This window comes from Bradyrhizobium sp. USDA 4354, assembly GCF_054060315.1.
In genome coordinates, this window is the sequence record NZ_JBSSDC010000001.1 from 7617688 (window position 1) to 7635113 (window position 17426).

Here is a 17426-nt window from a genome sequence, read left to right on the forward strand (position 1 = left end):
CGATGCCGCGACGTCACCATCTCCGATCGCGGCGGAGTACTGATTGCTCGCTACAATACGACGGAGTGATGGCAATCAGATGAGTGCCGTCACGATTCCGATTTAGAGTGGAAGTGAGTTCAAATCGTGGACTACACTCCAATCAACCTTTGCGAAGTGATGCAAAATGGATGCCTTGATGAATTCGCCCGCTCAGCGTTCTCTCCGTAACTCCAGGCGCTTGCGTGTGGCCATCTACGCACCGCATTTTGCGGAATATTCCTACCGTCTCGCGTCGGGATTGGCTCGCCACTGCGATGTCCGGCTGGTGCTCAACCGCAAAGACGCCAATCAGCAATGGGAACTGGCCGATATCGCCGTGACGGCTCCGTTCGACACGAGAATTCGCGACTTGAGCCTGCGCCGCGGCGGTGCGATCGGCATCCCCGCCTCGTTCCTGGACATAATTTCGTTTCGCCCCGACGTGATTCATTGTCACGAAGTTCCGGAGATCTACACGTCCAAGCTGATCCAGCTGCTCCGTCCGCTCGGCATTCCCTTGGTGTTGACCGTTCACGATGCGATCCCGCATTCGGAAGGCGGCTCCGGCACCTCGCCACGTGAAGATGCCTGGCGCGGGCGCATGCGCGCAGCCGCATCGGTCGTCACGACGCATGGCGAGAGCTGTATTGCCGATTTTCGCCGGGCCTCGCCCGACTTCAAGGGCGAAGCGGTCTCCAGCATGCACGGCGTGCTCATGGTTCCACCAGCCGGAGGTGCGGCCGCCGCGCCCGAAGCTGCGCGCATCCTGTTTTTTGGACGGATGTGGGCTTACAAGGGTCTCGACGTCTTCATCGATGCGATCGATATCCTGGCCGGGCGCGGTGTGGCGCATGAGGCGATCGTCGCCGGTCGCGGCCCCGAGATGACGCGGCTCGGCGCACGGATGGAGGCGATGCCGACCGTCAAGACCATCAACGCCTACATTTCGCCTGCCGACACCGGACGACTGTTTCAATCCGCGACCGTGGTTGCCCTGCCCTATAAAGATGCGACGCAGAGCGGCGTGCTTGCATCCGCCTATGGCAATTCGCGACCCGTCGTCGCCAGTGCCACCGGCGGCATTCCCGACGTCGTGACCGACGGCGTCAACGGGCTGCTGGTTCCTCCCGGCGACGCCACGGCATTGGCCGATGCGCTCGAACGCGTGCTGACCTCCAAGCCTCTGGCCGCGACATTGACCGAAGGCGCACGGCAGACCGCGGCCGGCCTCTTGAACTGGGATCACATCGCCGAGCAGCTACTTGGATCTTATCACCGGCTCGCCGCACGCACCGTCAGCTGACCGCGACAGGCGGCTCTCAAACCGATTGCTCGATCTGCGGCCGAAACAACATGCCGCGGATCGCACCATCCAGCAATCGCCTCAGCCTGACCTCGATCAATTCATAGCTGATCGCGCTTGCCACCAACGACATCACCAGCCCGAGCCCGATGAAGGCGGCCCACAACAGCCAGCGGTCAACGCCGGCGGCGACAAGCTTCAGGCCGATCATCTGCAAGGGGAAGAGCACGAAGGGATGCACGAGATAGAGGCTGTAGCTGATCTTGCCGACATACTGCAGGGCCGGCGCACTCAGAGCCCTCCCGAAGCCTGATTCCGGGGCAAGCACCATGCCGAACAGCAGAAATCCGGGGATGAGCCCCACGAACGGGTGAAACAGCACCAGGCTCGCATACAGCGCAGCCCCGCAGGCCAGGCCTGCAAACAAGCCGGCGCGCCCCGGAATCGAGATGCGGAATCCAGTGGCGCTGAACAGCATGCCGATGCAGAAGAATGCCGTGATCGGCCAATGCATCAGGCAGGCGATGCCCAGCAGGATCAAGGGCGCGGCCAGCCATCTGCCCCCGGCACGCCACATCGAGAACGTCAGCGCAAACCAGATGTAGAACGCCCACTCGTAGGTCAATGTCCAGGCATTCTGCTGGGCAATGGGCAGGCCGAGCGCGTCCTGCACGAAGAACAGATTGGCCGCAAAGATCGCGAGATAGCTGGTCAGATCGATTCCGCGGAAGAACTTATAGGCCACGATCGGACCGATCGCGAACAGCGCAAGATGCAGGACGACGAACACCGGCATGATGCGCAGGACGCGGTCGAAGAAGAACCGCGATAACGAACCGTGCCGCACCAAGCTAGCCGGGATCAGGAATCCGCTGATCATGAAGAACAGCTCGACGCCGTGGCCGCCGACATTGATCACCGATTGCAGCCACAGCCAGAGCGGTGGCAGGAAGCCGGGATCTGGGATGTCGTACATGCCTCCCTTCGGCATGTCGTAGAAATGGTCCATCAGCACGCTCAGTGCCGCGATGCCGCGAAGACCCTGGACCGAAGGAACGAACGATCCATCATAGGCGGCGCCCGGCTGATGCGGTGTCTTGATCACTCTGCGGCACCCTGCGTGCTGAGGGAGGGCTCGAGAACGACCGGCTTTCTTCGCGCCGAGCGGAATCTTTGTCCGAAGGAAATGCAGGGCTTCTCGACGAAGGCGTAGGTCATCCAGCTGACCAGGATCGACAACGCCAGGATCACGCCCATGAAGATCGACCACCCCAGCGGGCCGTCGCCGAACCAAAACAGGCGATGGACGGCGACGATCACGAACGGCGACATCAGGTAGACCGAATAGCTGACCACGCCGACGAACGCCATCGGGCGCCACGCCATTCGCTCGCCGAACACGGCAAAGGCGATGAAGACCAGCGCCGCGCAGACATAAGCCGATCCGATCGAATAGCTGTAGAAGAAATTCTCGTGATACACGCCTCCGAACCGGCGATCGGACAGGGTGACGGCGAAGATCGCATACAAGAGCGTGCAGATGGCCACATGGGTCCATCGCAGCTTGCCGCCAACAACGGTGTCGCGGATGATCTTGCCCAGGAACATGGCCGACAGGTTCAACCCGACCTCCATCACCGAGGAGACGGTCCTGTTCTCGACCAGGAGCGCAGCGGTGGTTCCGACCAGTGCGGCCGCAACGACGATCGTCACGGCCGTGAAACGCTGGTTCAGCAGCCCCATTGCAAAGAGAATGGTGCATCCGACGTAGAACAAGAGCTCGATCGCCAGCGTCCAGTAGAACACCCAGAGGTTCGGGACGTTCACGAAGGTCTGCAACATCGTCACGTTCGCGGCGACCTGCCCCAGCGGATAGATCTTCGAGTCCAGCAGTTGCATCGTCACGAGCCCGACCAGGAGCGACGTCCAGTAGGCGGGATAGAGCCGGAAGAAGCGGCTGATCGTAAAATCCCGCACGGGCGTGGCGCTGTCCGGGAAGCTGAACGGAATGACGAAGCCGCTGACGAAGAAGAACAACACGACGCCGAACCGGCCAAAGTTCATGTAGTAGCCGAACACCTCATGTATGGGCCAGTAATAGGCGCCCGTCGGGTGCTTTTCGACGATCACCTCGAATACATGCTGAACCAGGACCGACAACACGGCTATGCCGCGCAATGTGTCGATGAATGCGAGACGTTTATGCATGGTTCGTTCTCACCTGCTTCCGCTCGCCGCCGGTAGATCCGGGCGGAAGTCTTCCAATGGTCGCATCGGTGGCCGCATGACGATTGGCACGGCGTCGGCCCCTCGTGCGGAGGTCGCACGCCGTGAGAACACCTCGCTGAAGCTCAATGCGATGATCAGCAGGCCGGACGCCGGGCCGTAGTTCAGCACCGTGATCGTGAACAGGTTGACGACGAAGAGCAGCGTCAGCTTGTACACGTCGGTCGCTCCGAAGGTCGCCCGGAACACCATCACCATGAACGCCACGAACGGGAGACCGAACATCAGGTACGTGCCGATGTAGAAATTGTCGACCGGCACCCAGAAATGCGCGAGCGGCGAGAACAGCTTCTGCGGATAGTTGAAGCAGCCCGCGCCGCAGCCGGTCACCAGGCCGATCGGCATGAGCTGGCTCATGTAGACGAATGGCAACTGCCAGCTGTTGTTGATGCGATCGACAATGCTGAACAAGGTCGAGTGCGGCACCGCGGCGGTGCCGGAAGCGACCACGATCATGAAGAACGGCACGAAGATCGCTACGAAGGACCACTGCGCGATCGACCGGATCGCGGGGAAGCGCGATTTCTCCGGCAACATCCGCACGAACACCAGCAAGAGCAAGTAGAGCACGAGGACGATCATGGTCGTCTTGCTCGTGGTCAGCTTGATGGCATAGATCGCGATGGAACCGAGTACGAGACACCACGTCGTGCTCATGCGAATGGAGGTGATCGCGAACGATACGAGGATGAAGAAGGCGGCCATGGTATTGTCGGCCGCAAAGCCCATGAGGCGCTGGTCATCGCCGCCATAGGCCCACCACAACCGGCCGGCCTCGCGCACCGCGCCGAAGGACTCGTATTTATAGCCCACCCAGGGCATGAGGTAGAATTTCGTCAGGAAGACGCCGATCACGGACAGATAGAAGGTCACCGCGATGACCGACAGCAGCTTGCGATACGAGCCGAGGCTCGAATCGCAGAAGCAGAAGCCGACGAATACAGGCAACATCATCTTGAAGGACGAGATCGCCGCGTTCATCGTACCCAGCATGAAGTAGCCGAGCACGAGCGACAGCATGATCTGCACGAGCACGAGCAGGGCTAGCGTGCTGCGATTGCGCAGGATGCAATGGACGAAGAATTGAACGAGGCACAGAAGCGCAACGGCGTCGGGCAGGTACCAGAGCGTGTCCACGTGATAGATGCTGGTATAATAGCGGATCACGCCGCCAAAGGCGTCGCGGACCAGATAGACGCCGAGCGCGATCGCCTCGATGTTGAGACTGATCAGCGTGATTTGCGGCCGGTTCAGCGTGAGGATGGTCATGTCCGGCTCAGTTCGTCGGCCGCGCCGATGGCGCCGGGGAAGCCGAGAAATCGGACCGGCTCCCAAGAGCGTTCCGCATCCACCTGCCGCCAGGGATCTCGACGTAGAGATAGGTGAAGTGCGACACCGCCAGCACGGCGGCCAGCGAGACGACGAGATTCAGCGAGGCCGGCAGACCCGCCCAGACCGAATCGAGAGCGGCGATCCGCCTGGCCCCGAGCGCGCGCACGAAATACTCGGCCAGCAGCACCACGAGCGCATGCACCATGTAGATCGAGTAGGAACGACGTCCGAGCCAGACCAATGGCTTGGCAACCAGCATCCGCGGCACCAGCATCGCATCCGGAAAGGCGAGCAAGCTGCCGAGGAAGATCGCGAATGTCACCGGCGCGAGGAAGGTTGCCGCCGGATTGGTCTCCGCCACGGACACGAGGACGATGCTGGCGATCATGGCGACAAACTGCACCACGCCCTGGACGGCACGGCCCGGCTTGGCCGGCAGACGATCGACGATTCGCACCGTCAGCACGCCCAGGAAGAAGCTCACGAAGCAGCGCAGGATGCCGAAGTCGGTCTGAAGCCCGAGACTTCTCTTGTCGAGCACGAAAATGATGAAGACGAGGCTCCCCACCGCAAGCCCCCCGCAGAGAACGTAGAACCACAACAGGGAACGCATCCGCTGCGCAAGCAGGACGATCAGGCCAAACACCAGATATGTGTAGAACTCGACGCTGATGCTCCAGCTCGGCGCATTCCAGCTGAGATAGTCGATGAACCCCATGGAGTGCAGCAGCAGGACGTTGAGCACGAAGGAATAGGCGTTGTTCACCTCGAAGGCGGCCGGTGCAGCCACCACGACGCCCGCCATGACCAGACTGATGCGCAGGAGGCGAAACAACAGATTTGCCATCAGCATGACGATGTGCAGCGGATAGACCCTCGCCAGGCGCCGCACCATGAACTCGCGCAGCGAGAAGCGCCCGAAGTCGCTCTCGACGTAGCTGAGCGACATGACGATCCCGCTGAGAACAAAGAACAAATCGACCAGCAGCCAAGCGCTTCTGAAGAACGAGCAGTTGATCCACGCATTGTGCGGGAACGCTGCGAGGAAAGTCGGCATCAGCAGAAGATGGTGGATCACCACCGAGGTCGCGGCGATCCCCCGAATGCTGTCGAGCGGCAGGACATGCGCCTTCTCACGATGAACCAACTCCGTCACATCAACATTCCATAGCTATTGCACCGCAGCAGTGTGTATCAGGTCTCGCGCATGTTCAATCTCCGCGATCGCGGACTCGCACTCGATGCATGACGACCGACGATAATTTCAAACCTCGCAGATCATTCGGACATGCGAGCGCCAAGTTCATGCCACTTTTGTTCGAGGCGCCGCGTGCTTCGGGCGCAAATTTCATCAGTCGCGATGATTGCGAGTATTTGCGTGGAAAGTGTGCGCGAAATTCGGCGCTGTTGCGATGAAGGCCGGCGCGCACGACATTGATCTGTCTGCGTATCGATCCGCAGTGAAAATTTCTTTCTATGCCGGGAACAATAGAAGAGCATCGTGACTTGTGTCGGTTTTGCGACGCGGCGGTCTGCGAGTGCCCGATATGTTTTCAAGTTGCAACATTCGTGAGCGCAACATGCCGATCTCGCAGGCATTGTAAATCGTGCTTCTGCAACCGACGCAAAGTCGAGCAACGTTGTTCGTGGTTGACGATCGCGCTTCAGCTTTTGCGCCGCACAAAAAGATGACACAGTTACCTGCCAAGTTTCACCTGTTCTCCTATTGCAACAGAAGCAAGGAACACGGATGGGCCGCGGACTAACACGTCGCCATGCACAACCGCGATGGCTACCGACTGTCTTGATAGGTTCTGCGCTGATCGTTTCGAGCATCGATGCTTGCCGCGCCCAGTGCGTCGAATTTACGGATCGTGCCTCGCAGCTCGAACTCGACACGTTCGTAAAATCGCCCTCCTCGCTTCTGGAGCGACTACGCAATGACAAGGAGAAGCTGAGATATCGGCTCGCCACCTTAATTGCCACGACCCCGTCGGTGTTGCCGTCCGTGCAGACACTCATCTCGGCGTCGGCTTCAACCGACCGCTCAGCCATTGGTGCCGCGTTGAGGATCGCCGAAGGGCGGTGCACGTCGACGAAGCCGGACGCTGCGCGCAAGATCAGGGATTTCGCGCAGCGGATCGGCGATCTCAACGTGCAGGCAGGTTATTCCGCCGCCGGAGAGGACGCCTCCGGCGCCCAGGCCCAATCGCAAGACAAGGGCCGGGCGCAACCGCCACGAGGCGGGGCGCTGCTCGACGGCGAGTGGAAGACCAAGCTGGCCAACCCGTTCAAGCCCGTCCCCCTACCGAATTGATCAGCGATCGTCAAAAGGCAGCGAATTAACAGATGTATCAGCCTAGAGAACATTTCCAGTCGGGCCACAGATTCGGCATCGAATTCGGCGGAGCCGTCCTCAGCTTCGAGCGCGTGGCTGATGTCCTGCGCCGGCAGTGGCCGATCATCGCGGTGTGCACCGGCGCTTCGCTGGCGCTGGTGATGGTCTATCTGATCATGGCGCAACCCATGTACACGGCGAATGCCCGCATCATGATGGATACCCGTCAGGCGCAGGTGCTGGACAAGGACAGCAACGCCAACAGCGCCCTCATCGATACCGGATACGTCGACAGCCAGGTCGAGGTCATCAACTCGGACGACCTCATCCTCTCGGTCGTCCGTCGCCTGAAACTGACGGAGGATCCGGAGTTCAATGGCTCCAATCCAGGCCTGTTGTCCGTCGTCCTTGGCAAGGTCATGTCGCTGTTTAGCTCCGGCGAACCGGCCTCCCAGGAGCGGCTCGAACATGCCGTGGTCGAGGCAGTTCAGAAAAGCCTGAGAACTGAACGCGTCCTGACGACGTATGTCTTGTCTTTGAACTATCGCTCGCGGAGCCCCGACAAGGCCGCGAAGATCGTCAACGCCATCGCCAATGCTTACCTGGTCGGCGCGCTAGAAGCCAAATATCAGTCCACCAAGCGGGCAACCGAATGGCTTCAGCAGCGTAGCATTGAGCTGAGCGAGCAGGCAACCGCCAGCGACCGTGCCGTGCAGACCTTCAAGGCCGAACACAACATCGTCGGAACCAGCCGCGGCCTGATGTCCGAACAGCAATTGTCGGACCTCAACACCCAGCTGGTTCAAGCGCGGGCGTCGACGGCCGAAGCCAAGGCCCGGCTCGACCGGATCACCGCGATTTCGGACCAGGACGTCGCGCAATCGACGGTGACCGATGCTCTCAACAACTCGGTCATCACCCGCCTGCGCGCGCAATATCTGGACCTCCAGGCCCAGTATGCCGACTGGTCCCGGCGCTATGGCAAGCAACACCTTGCTGCGGTCAATCTGGCCAACAAGATGGAGGAGCTGCGCAAGAACATCGCCGACGAGTTGCATCGGATCGGCGACGCCTATCGCAGCGACTACGAGATCGCAAAGAGCCGCGAAGCCTCGCTTGAGAAGAACGTAAAGGAACTCGTCGCCCAGGCCGGCGATACCGGCCAGGCTGCAGTCAAGCTGCGCGATCTCGAAAGCGCCGCCGACACCTACCGCAACCTCTACAACAACTTCCTCGAGAAGCTGCAGAGCGCGACGCAGAACCAGAGCTTTCCGCTCAGCGAGGCGCGCCTCATCAGCACCGCCGCCAAGCCGGATCGCAAGAGCTCTCCGCGCACGGTCCTGGCGCTGGTGGGGGGCCTTGTGGGCGGCCTCTGTCTCGGCTTCGGCGTCGCATTCGCGCGTGAACTGCTGAGCGACGTGCTCAGGACCCCCGGCGAGGTCGAGGATGAGCTCGGCGTGAAGTGCCTCGGCGTCCTGCCCGATATACGTTCGCCCACGAAGACCGGCCCATCCGACCTGTCTCGCTACGTCGTCGATCATCCATTCTCGCGGTTTGCCGAGACGTTGCGCAACATCAAGGTATCGATCGACGTTGCGCGCCTGACCCGCGAGATCAAGGTGATCGGCATCGTCTCTTCCCTTCCCAAGGAAGGAAAAACGACCGTCGCCGCGAATTTCGCCCAGTTGATCGCCCTCACGGGGCACCGTACGGTGCTGATCGACGGCGACCTGCACACGCGCTCGCTGACGCGAGAGCTCGCGCCCAACGCCAAGAGCGGGCTGGTGGAGGCGCTCAACGACCCCGCGAGCCTCGGCTACCACGTGCAGCGGAGCAAGGAAACGGGACTGGATTTCCTCCCCTCCGTCGTCGCTTCCCGCATGGTGAATTCGGCCGACGTCATTGGGTCGAAGGCAATGGCCGAACTGCTCAAGGTGCTGAGAGAGCACTATGAGTATATCGTGATCGATCTTGCCCCGGTGATGCCGGTGGCGGATTCGAAGGCCGTCAGCTTCCTGATCGATGCCATGGTCTACGTCATCGAATGGGGACAGACGACACGAAGCGCTCTTCAGGAGTCGGTTTCGGGGTCGGAGGTTCTCCAGAAGAAGCTGCTCGGCGCCGTGCTCAACCGCGCCAACCCGAAGATGCTCAAGCGCATCGAGGCCTACAAGGGCAAGCACCACAACAGCTATTACGTCGAGCACGCCTAGGCGCAGGCGCGGCGACAAACCGAATTGGACGACCTTGGGCCCGCTGCCATTTGGCAGCGGGCCTTATTCGTGCTTTGCGGAATTGCCGCGTGAAAGGATCGAGTGCGTCTTCGCGCACGAGACAGCGCGAGCCTGTCGGGCGGTCGGAGATAGTGCCAGGCGCGCCCGGGCTGCTCGGGTCTCCGTATTCGTCCGGAATCCACAACTTACAGTTATTGCTCTAGCCAAAAGCAAGGATTGACGAAGACGGGGCGCCACGGGCAACCATCTGTCGTCAAGACGAGACAATCCGGGCCTTGATGCCTCAAGATGCCGAAACTTTAGGCATCTTTCCTTCTCGGTTCCCTGAGGCTAATCTCGGCCCATACTCGCAGCTCTTTTCCGGTGAGCTCGGATGCTGATCGTCCTTACGATTTTGACTATTTGGGTTCTGCTCAACATTCTATTCGTGTTGATCGTGGTTCCCCCACGCAAGCCGCTTCGGCAGCCCATGGCGACGAGGCTCTCGCCGGCGCCCATCGAGCCAGGCCGGCGCGAGATCGAGCAGGACGAACCTTTCTCGATCCGCCACGTCATCGTCTCCGTTGCAATGGGAGCCTTCTTCGTGCTCGTGCCGCCGCTGCTCGCCCTGCGTGATGCGATCATGCGGCTCTTCGGCAAGCCGCCGCGAAATGGAACTTGAGGCCCTCGGGCCGGAGGTTCCAGGCGATTGAGAAAATGAGCGACTAATAGGCTTCCTGGAACATCACTGCGGACGCTGTGCGGGCCATGATCTTCAGGTCGAGCCAGATGCTCCAGTTGCTGACGTACCAGACGTCGTACTCGACCCGCTTCTCCATTAGATCGATGGTCGGCGTTTCCCCCCTGAATCCGTTCACCTGGGCCCAGCCCGTCAGGCCCGGCTTCATGTGATGGCGGTAGACGTACTTGCTGATCAGCTCGTCATAATAATTGTCGTGCGCGAGCGCGTGCGGACGCGGCCCGACCAGTGACATGTCCCCACGCAGCACGTTCCAGAGCTGCGGCAGCTCGTCAATGCTGGTCATGCGCAGGAAGCGCCCGATCTTGGTGACCCGCGCATCCCTCTTGGTCGCCTGCGTCACTGTCTCGCCATTCTCGGAGACGGTCATCGTGCGAAACTTCCAGATCTCGAACGGCTTGCCGTTGAACCCGCGGCGCGACTGCCGGAATATGACCGTTCCCGGTGAATCCAGCTTGATCAGCACGGCGACGGTCAGCAGCAGCGGCGTCAGCAGCACGAGTGCGAACAGAGCGACGCCGACATCGAGACAGCGCTTTTGCAGCCGTTCGAGAATAGTGAGCGGCGGCCGCTGGATCTCAACCGCTACGGTTCCGCTGACCGGCAAAAAGGGACGGGTCACCAGGTCAGCCACCGGGTCGTCCGGCAGCAGGCGAATGGGCTGCGGGACGGCACGCAAGTATGGCCCCAGCTTGCGCAGCATCGGCAGTTCGTTCCAGTCGATCGCAAGCAGATATTCGTCGACGTCAGCCGAGCGCGATTGACGGATGACATCGCGAATCTGTCGCTCCCATTGGCCATCATCCCGGTCGGCTCCGAGCACGAAATGGCGCATGACGTCGAAGCCATTCCTGCGCAGATCCTTGAAGCGGCTCGAAGTGAAGTCGAGCGGCTTCAGGCTGAGCAGAACCACCTTGCGATCGACCAAGCGGCTTCGCGCGAAGCTCGTGCCGAACACGGCCTGCCAGCCGAAGCGGAGGCTGATCAGGCCCAGCCCACCGATCACCGCGAAGATAATGACGGTACCGCGCGACAGATTGTCCGTCGATTTCAGCAGGAAGGCCGCGACCGCGAGGATCGTGAGCGACGTCAGCCAAACAAACACCGCCGTTCGAAGCTGCCATACGAGATTGAGCAGGCGGTGCGTGGAATAGACGTCGCGGAAATAGGCGATCCCGACGAACACCACGCCGACAAACAATCCGGCTCCCACCGATGCACCGTCGGGAGGCGCAGCGAGGGCCACGCCATACAGCGAAGCTCCCGCCGCATAACTCAGCAGGATCAACAGAAAGTCAGCAGCGATGACGACGATCTGAAAGGGCCTCTGAAGAGCGCTGCCACGCGCAGATGACAGCGCATGGGCGTTTTCAGAACCATAAGTTGCAACAGCCATTCGAACCTCTGCTTATCGAGAGAGTGCCTGACGCTCATCGTGATGCTGAAGACTCGTCAATTCCCCGCACGGAAAGTGTTGATTGATCGCAGCGACATTGTGGCGCTGCACGCAAAACTTTTGCGGCGCACGGATGATGCGTCGTGTTGAAATGCGCGGCGAAATTCGCCGCGCTGAAAAAGTCGTCACAGTGCTGACATATGAGCGAACGGACTGCCCCATTTTGAATCAAGTTCCGCATCCGATGCGTCTCTTCGCTCAACTTTGAGGCGCTGCGTTGCTTCCGCCGAAAGCACATCGAGTCGGCTGCGAGAATTTCTTCTAATTTCTATCTGTGGGTGCGTACAAGGATTCCGCTGAGTGATGCAGCTTTGCCGCACGCTTCGGGGCAGCGATGCAATTTCTGCGGACCGATCTTGTTCCTGCAGTCCGCCACGAAAGAAGGTCGGCAAAAAATGCCGCCCTTCTTTTGGCATGATCCGGTCGGAGAACAAGTCGCGGCCTCACCGAACTCGGGTTGTTCGTGTTGGATGGAAGCTCTCCGGTGCCGGCGACTTGGGGATATTTTTTTCGACCACCCGATCGATTGAGCGCCATGAAATCTCTCGCGCGACCACAGCCGTCCATTCCCAAACCGCAATTGCCGGACGGAGTCCGCATCTATGCGATCTCGGATATTCACGGCTGCGCGCATTTGCTCGAGCCCATGCTGCGGGTGATCGACGCCGACGTTGCCCGCAGCCGGCCGCGCTATGCTGTCGAAGTCTTCATGGGCGATTACATCGATCGCGGCCCGGATACCCGCTCCACCCTCGACATCCTGGTCGAGCGGAGCCGCCGGGGAAATGCGGTTTTCCTCAAGGGCAATCACGAGGCCTTTCTGGTGAGGGTGTTCGAAGACCCTTCACTGTTCGAGGACTGGATTGCCTTCGGCGGGACCCAGACACTGATGTCCTACGGGCTTGCCCCGCCCGATCTCAAGCGCGACGAGCCGGCATCGATCCTGCGCGATTTGATTCGCGCCATGCCGACCGAGCATCTGGAATTCCTGGACAATCTGCGGCTGAGCTTCAGTTGCGGAGACTTCTTTTTCGTCCACGCCGGCGTCCGCCCCGGCGTTCCGTTGGCCGAGCAGACGGAGCGCGATCTGCTCTGGATTCGCGAGGAATTCCTGCGGAGCGAGGAGCAATTCGGCAAGTACATTGTCCATGGTCATACGCCGGTCCGCAGCGCGGAATTCATGGCCAACCGCGTCAACATCGACACCGGCGCCTATGCGACCGGCAATCTCACCCTGATGAGCATCCAGGGAAGCCGCATGCTCGCGGTGTGATATGGGCCTCCCACCTGCCACCGTCGGGCGAAATGGCTTCGCGGCGATGGAGCGGCCTTGGTGCCATCATGCTTAGTTGAGCAAAGGCGGCTTCTCCAGTCGCGCACGCGTCTTGGCCATCCAGTCGCCCCAGGCTCGTTCGTGCTTGACGTAGAGTTCCACCCAACGTTCGCCATGCCTGGCCTGACGGACGCTATCCGCCTCCCCAAGCAAGTCGGCGCCAGGGCGGGTGTCCGGCTGATCCAGTGCTTCGAACTCGATAGTCTCCGAGATCGTCAGACCGACGAGCACGCGCTGTCCGGCGCCGTCCACGATATAGCGACGCGGCGCATCGTTCTTGGGCTCACTCATTTCATCATGTCCCGTCGTTTCAGTGTGAAGCTGGGATGCCGCCAACGAGTGGGATGATGCCTAGAAGGCTCGTCGGGCGTGGCCGAACGTCGAGGTGGGAGCGGGCTCTGACGTCCGGCGTGAGCCGCCGTAGGATGAGTTCACGGTTCGTCGTTGGACGCGCCAGGCGCGCAGCGCGTATCCCAGAATGAGACCAGCACCAAAAATGGAAGCGGAGACAAACGCAGAAGTCATGGGATTCGTCCTGGATCGTACGCCTCCTATCAAGAGCGAGCAGTGTGTCGACATCATGGTTCTTGAGGACTCCTCGACGCCGAAAGATTGTTCAAGATTGATCCCTTCTACGCATGCAGCGTGCATGCCAAATCTGCCGACCCCTGCCGCATCTCGTCTCGGCCGGCGGTGATCACCGAGCACTCTATATGGCGACCGCTCTAAGAGAGACGTGCTCGCAGCCTGATACGCCCAGGCCCGTCGCGCTCGAGCAGGCGTGCGTCGGCGAGACCGAGCACCTCCTCGACGGGGAAATTTCGCGTCAACAGGTCAGCCGGTGCCCTTGCAACCATTCGGGACCCGTCGCATTATTTCGCATCTCATTCTTAGAGGGATTCAATCCAATGAACTTCCGCGCCCTTATTCCATCCATTGCCCTGTCCGCTCTCGGCCTCGCCTTGACGGCATCCGTGGCATCGGCCGCCGAGCTCTCCGTTGCTCCGTCACATCATCGGGCGGCCTCCGTCCAAGGCGGACTTGTGCTGTGGGATGATGTTTATCCGCCCGCGATCTATGGCCCCCAGCTTCGCCCCGTCGAAGAAGTCGCAGCCATGAAGGCACAGGCACGGCCGGTGTCCCAGCGCTGGTGGGGATATTGGTACGTGCGGTAAGGCACCGGAGCGACTGGCTAACCGCAACCCAACCCGCCCCCAATCATCACCCGCCGCGCCGAGCAAACGGTCGCGGCGGTTTTTGTTTGACTCGCTCTTAGCGCTTTTTGGGAGAGCGGGCCGAGCAAGAGTGGCCGACGGCGATAACAGGGAAGCTCGCGCCTCCGCCCGTTCCATAGCCCAAGCCAACGCGACATTAAAAACGCCTCCGTGAGGGCGAATGAGCGGCAGTCCCCGTCGGCTGCTTCGCTGACCTGCGTCGACCTCCCCTCCCGATGCGAAAGGCAAATTTAGAACGCTGACCAGGCGCGCCGTCCCGAAGGCGTCTTGATCAATGCCTTTGAACGCGCTGAGCTTGGGCCTGATCCGCTTCGAGTTGCCCGCAGAATGGGACTTGAAGGGCTTAGCATGCCGGCGGCGGGACCGGACCTACAAGGCCGGACGCTGTCGCTATCGGAAAGTTTCGCGGCTTGGCTTCATCCCGCATCTAGCCTACCATTGGCTAGTTTTAAGGCGAAACCGCATCGGCCAGCGACCTTCATAGCGATGGGGCTTATCGCGGCCGCGATGTCGTTTCACGGATCCACTTGCTTTGTATGGCCGCGGCACCTGCGATGCGCCTTCAAAACCTCAGCTTTGATGATTGGCTCGAGCACGCATTTGGACGCGAGGTTCGCTTTCAGCAAGCACCTTGGTACTTCGATCCCGAGCATGATTGGTGGAATCCGCCGGCGGTAGAAGCCGTGTCTTATCTCACTCGACTGTTTGAAGACCCGGAGCCAGCGTTACAGGGATTTGCTGACAGCCAAATCGCGCAGGGCCTAACCTACCTTATGAATACCAATGCCGGCGGCGATAGCCGGTGGCTTTGTTCAACTGATGTTCCGATCGAAGACCGTGTTGGCTGCGTCACGTCTGTCGCGGCTCTATTTGCAAAATTGTTCGAGCCTCGTTGCGACCCTAGCCTGTCCCACCTGAGCGAAGCCGCTAGCAAAGCACTAAACAGTGTTTGCTATATGTGGTGGGATGCGTTTCCGAGCTTGGCTCTTCCCGACGACCCCGACCTGCCAACGCTCCACGATTGCGCGCTGCAAACCATGGACCGTATCCTTCAGCTTAAATCGATCGCCTGTCAGGAAAGTGCTTTACACGGACTTGGACACTGGCACCGCGACTACAGCGAGAAAGTCACCCAAATCATAGACCGCTTCTGCAAGGCGCATTCCGGGGTCGACCCGCGCCTTTCGGCCTATGCCCAATCGGCTCGGTGCGGATGCGTCCTGTGATCCGCGGCAGCGGCGCCATGGTTGCGTCCCGTCCCGCATTTGAGCGCATCATCGAGACCTTGTGTTGAGGATCATCAGGGAGTCGGCGGCGCCCGAACAGGGAACGGCCGTGAGCGTCCGAGCGTCGGAAGTGTCTATTGTCGCGCACTTACTCGAGGTTCGCCCTCAATGCCTCAGTTGCAGATCGCCGGATCGGCGTGTTCGATGCAGCGGAGCTGGCCCTGGTGGTCTTTCACGCACTCGAGAAGCCAAGCGGATACAGATGAGCAGATGCGCCGGCCTTCATCCCGGCGCGATCGCGACCGCGGCACTCAATTGGTCTGCCGCTTTTGGACCGAGGCCTGGTCGATTAGGAAATCGTCCAGCTTGCGCCCCCCTCGCAGTTGCGGCCGCAGCCACCGGGGCAGCCTGCCGCGACCGGACCATGTCTCCGCCGGGTTCTTCGGATTGCGATATTTGGGACGCACGGGCGGATAGGGACGGCGCTTGCGATCAAACCGTGTGGCCTCGTCGGCCAGTCCAATCTTGTGGAGCCGTTCCTCCAACCGTGCTTTCCGCACCAAAATTCTCTGGATGAGGCTGGCGGCCACCTGTTGGTGAAGTATGCAGAGCTCGTCAAGTGAGAGCGAATTGAAATGCGCGCTATTCATGGCTTGATCCGAATTCCTGAGAGAAGGCGCAGGCAGACAAATCGGGAATGACAGAGCAGACAAGCCGTCAGTTAAGTCCAAGCCGTATAATCCACATTTAAATGCGGGAGATTGCAATCAGAGGGGCATGACAGCGGTAATATCATGGCGGAGCATTTAATTTGCTGCGATCGGTAAGGCTCGCGGAGGCGCAGCGGCGGCGATCAAACGGGTGGCTGCGTCGCGGACCGCGGGCGGGAGCGATGTCCGGCGACACGCCGGTCACTCGATTGATTGAGCGCGCGTGCAGCAACCCAGGCGTGCCGGACGAGCTTATTAATTCCATTACCAGGACCACAATTAATTCATTGCGCTGCCCGATTTAAGTCGCATGGGAGCCCATGTCGCCGCGAAGGCTCGTGCCGGGTGGGGCGCATCACCGGGAGTTTTCGATGTCCGGTCATTTGCGATGTTATTTCGCCAGTTTGGTCCTTGCTGGAGGTCTTACGGCCGCACCTGCGTTCGCAAACCCATTCACCGACTTGTTCAATGTTGCTCCTCGCGAGTCCGCTGCCCCCTCTTCGGCGCAGCCCGAATGCTTGCCGCGGCCCGGCAATTCGCCGGGCCCAGGCCAGCGCTGGGTGTATCGGCGGGACGGTCACCGCAAATGCTGGTTCTTGGCCGAGGGGATTGCACCGGTGCGAAAGCCGGTTCATGGTCGTGTGGCCAACCGCGCCGTGCGTCCCGACGAGAACGCGGCCGCACGGCAAAGCCGGAGCCCGGTGATCGATGCGCGCGCGGAGTTGCTCGGTGCTTCGCCGGCCGAGGAGGCTTCGCCGACGCCGCCGGCACGCGAAGTGAGGGTGGCTGATGCCGCTTCTGTTGTCGATGCGGGCACGCCGGCGCTGATGACCGCGACAACCGTCACGAATCGCCCCACCGGCCCGCTCACGCCCGAACACTCCGTGCCGCCGCAACTGGACGTGGAGAAGCCCGCGCGAGCCGTCTCACCTCCAGCCATGCCGATGCGCAACCAGGAGGCGTCCGACGAGGCGCGCAGCCGGACAGTAACCTGGCTCGGTGTGCTGCTGATGACGCTGGGGGGCTTCTCGCTCCTAATCTCGAGTCGAGCGCTTCGGCAGGCGGTGAGATTGCGCTACTGAAGCGCGCTACACGGCTTACCTGACGCGCTCACCGCGAAGTCGATGAGTTCACGCGGCTATAGCTGAATGCCGACATTCCGGCCGGCGGCGGTTTTGTTTTGAGCTTCGGGGCGAACAGCCGGGCCAGCATG

At 60.8% G+C, this 17426-nt stretch carries 16 protein-coding genes; 9 read left to right on the forward strand and 7 right to left on the reverse strand.

The features are described 5' to 3' along the window. Nucleotides 1-226 precede the first annotated feature (226 nt). Nucleotides 227-1324 (forward strand): glycosyltransferase family 4 protein, encoded by a 1098-nt coding sequence (locus tag ACVIIV_RS35410; protein WP_456748328.1) that lies wholly within the window; start codon nucleotides 227-229, stop codon nucleotides 1322-1324. Nucleotides 1325-1340: 16 nt separating this feature from the next. Here ACVIIV_RS35410 and ACVIIV_RS35415 read toward each other — a convergent pair whose 3' ends face one another. Genes ACVIIV_RS35415 through ACVIIV_RS35430 form a run of 4 tightly spaced genes read right to left on the reverse strand, consistent with a single transcriptional unit; the run spans nucleotide 1341 to nucleotide 6098 of the window. Continuing rightward, on the reverse strand, nucleotides 1341-2429 hold the full coding sequence (locus tag ACVIIV_RS35415) for an acyltransferase family protein (protein ID WP_456748329.1): 1089 nt from the start codon (nucleotides 2427-2429) through the stop codon (nucleotides 1341-1343). After that, nucleotides 2426-3532, reverse strand: coding sequence for an acyltransferase family protein (locus ACVIIV_RS35420; protein ID WP_456748330.1), 1107 nt, complete (start codon nucleotides 3530-3532; stop codon nucleotides 2426-2428). The genes ACVIIV_RS35415 and ACVIIV_RS35420 overlap by 4 nt, the downstream gene beginning before the upstream one ends. Nucleotides 3533-3541: 9 nt before the next feature. Further along, entirely contained in the window at nucleotides 3542-4879 is a 1338-nt protein-coding gene (locus tag ACVIIV_RS35425; protein WP_456748331.1) for a hypothetical protein, read from the reverse strand. 7 nt (nucleotides 4880-4886) lie between these two features. Then, nucleotides 4887-6098 carry an acyltransferase family protein gene (locus ACVIIV_RS35430; RefSeq protein WP_456748332.1) on the reverse strand — a complete coding sequence of 404 codons (1212 nt, stop codon included), beginning with the start codon at nucleotides 6096-6098 and terminating at the stop codon, nucleotides 4887-4889. A gap of 648 nt (nucleotides 6099-6746) precedes the next feature. Here ACVIIV_RS35430 and ACVIIV_RS35435 point away from each other — a divergent pair. The 3 genes from ACVIIV_RS35435 to ACVIIV_RS35445 all read left to right on the forward strand — a co-directional run bounded on the left by ACVIIV_RS35435 (nucleotide 6747) and on the right by ACVIIV_RS35445 (nucleotide 10175). Continuing rightward, nucleotides 6747-7259 carry a hypothetical protein gene (locus ACVIIV_RS35435; protein ID WP_456748333.1) on the forward strand — a complete coding sequence of 171 codons (513 nt, stop codon included), beginning with the start codon at nucleotides 6747-6749 and terminating at the stop codon, nucleotides 7257-7259. Between the two features lie 32 nt (nucleotides 7260-7291). Beyond that, the gene (locus ACVIIV_RS35440; protein WP_456748334.1) at nucleotides 7292-9493 is read left to right on the forward strand and encodes a Wzz/FepE/Etk N-terminal domain-containing protein; all 2202 of its coding nucleotides are present in this window, start codon (nucleotides 7292-7294) and stop codon (nucleotides 9491-9493) included. Between the two features lie 394 nt (nucleotides 9494-9887). Next, the gene (locus ACVIIV_RS35445; RefSeq protein ID WP_456748335.1) at nucleotides 9888-10175 is read left to right on the forward strand and encodes a hypothetical protein; all 288 of its coding nucleotides are present in this window, start codon (nucleotides 9888-9890) and stop codon (nucleotides 10173-10175) included. A gap of 43 nt (nucleotides 10176-10218) precedes the next feature. Here the strand turns inward: ACVIIV_RS35445 and ACVIIV_RS35450 are convergent, their stop codons facing one another. Continuing rightward, nucleotides 10219-11649 (reverse strand): undecaprenyl-phosphate glucose phosphotransferase, encoded by a 1431-nt coding sequence (locus ACVIIV_RS35450; protein WP_456748336.1) that lies wholly within the window; start codon nucleotides 11647-11649, stop codon nucleotides 10219-10221. Between the two features lie 82 nt (nucleotides 11650-11731). Between ACVIIV_RS35450 and ACVIIV_RS35455 the strand changes: the two genes are divergently transcribed. After that, a complete protein-coding gene (locus ACVIIV_RS35455) occupies nucleotides 11732-11917 on the forward strand; it encodes a hypothetical protein (RefSeq protein ID WP_456748337.1) in 186 nt (61 codons plus the stop codon). 327 nt (nucleotides 11918-12244) lie between these two features. Then, the gene (locus ACVIIV_RS35460) at nucleotides 12245-12982 is read left to right on the forward strand and encodes a metallophosphoesterase family protein (protein WP_456748338.1); all 738 of its coding nucleotides are present in this window, start codon (nucleotides 12245-12247) and stop codon (nucleotides 12980-12982) included. 72 nt (nucleotides 12983-13054) lie between these two features. Here ACVIIV_RS35460 and ACVIIV_RS35465 read toward each other — a convergent pair whose 3' ends face one another. Next, entirely contained in the window at nucleotides 13055-13333 is a 279-nt protein-coding gene (locus ACVIIV_RS35465; RefSeq protein ID WP_456748339.1) for a hypothetical protein, read from the reverse strand. A gap of 617 nt (nucleotides 13334-13950) precedes the next feature. Here ACVIIV_RS35465 and ACVIIV_RS35470 point away from each other — a divergent pair. Then, entirely contained in the window at nucleotides 13951-14217 is a 267-nt protein-coding gene (locus ACVIIV_RS35470) for a hypothetical protein (protein ID WP_456748340.1), read from the forward strand. 596 nt (nucleotides 14218-14813) lie between these two features. Then, on the forward strand, nucleotides 14814-15503 hold the full coding sequence (locus ACVIIV_RS35475) for a hypothetical protein (RefSeq protein WP_456748341.1): 690 nt from the start codon (nucleotides 14814-14816) through the stop codon (nucleotides 15501-15503). Nucleotides 15504-15814: 311 nt separating this feature from the next. Here the strand turns inward: ACVIIV_RS35475 and ACVIIV_RS35480 are convergent, their stop codons facing one another. Then, a complete protein-coding gene (locus ACVIIV_RS35480; RefSeq protein ID WP_456748342.1) occupies nucleotides 15815-16153 on the reverse strand; it encodes an H-NS histone family protein in 339 nt (112 codons plus the stop codon). Between the two features lie 431 nt (nucleotides 16154-16584). Between ACVIIV_RS35480 and ACVIIV_RS35485 the strand changes: the two genes are divergently transcribed. After that, the gene (locus ACVIIV_RS35485) at nucleotides 16585-17295 is read left to right on the forward strand and encodes a hypothetical protein (protein WP_456748343.1); all 711 of its coding nucleotides are present in this window, start codon (nucleotides 16585-16587) and stop codon (nucleotides 17293-17295) included. The last annotated feature ends 131 nt before the right edge of the window (nucleotides 17296-17426 follow it).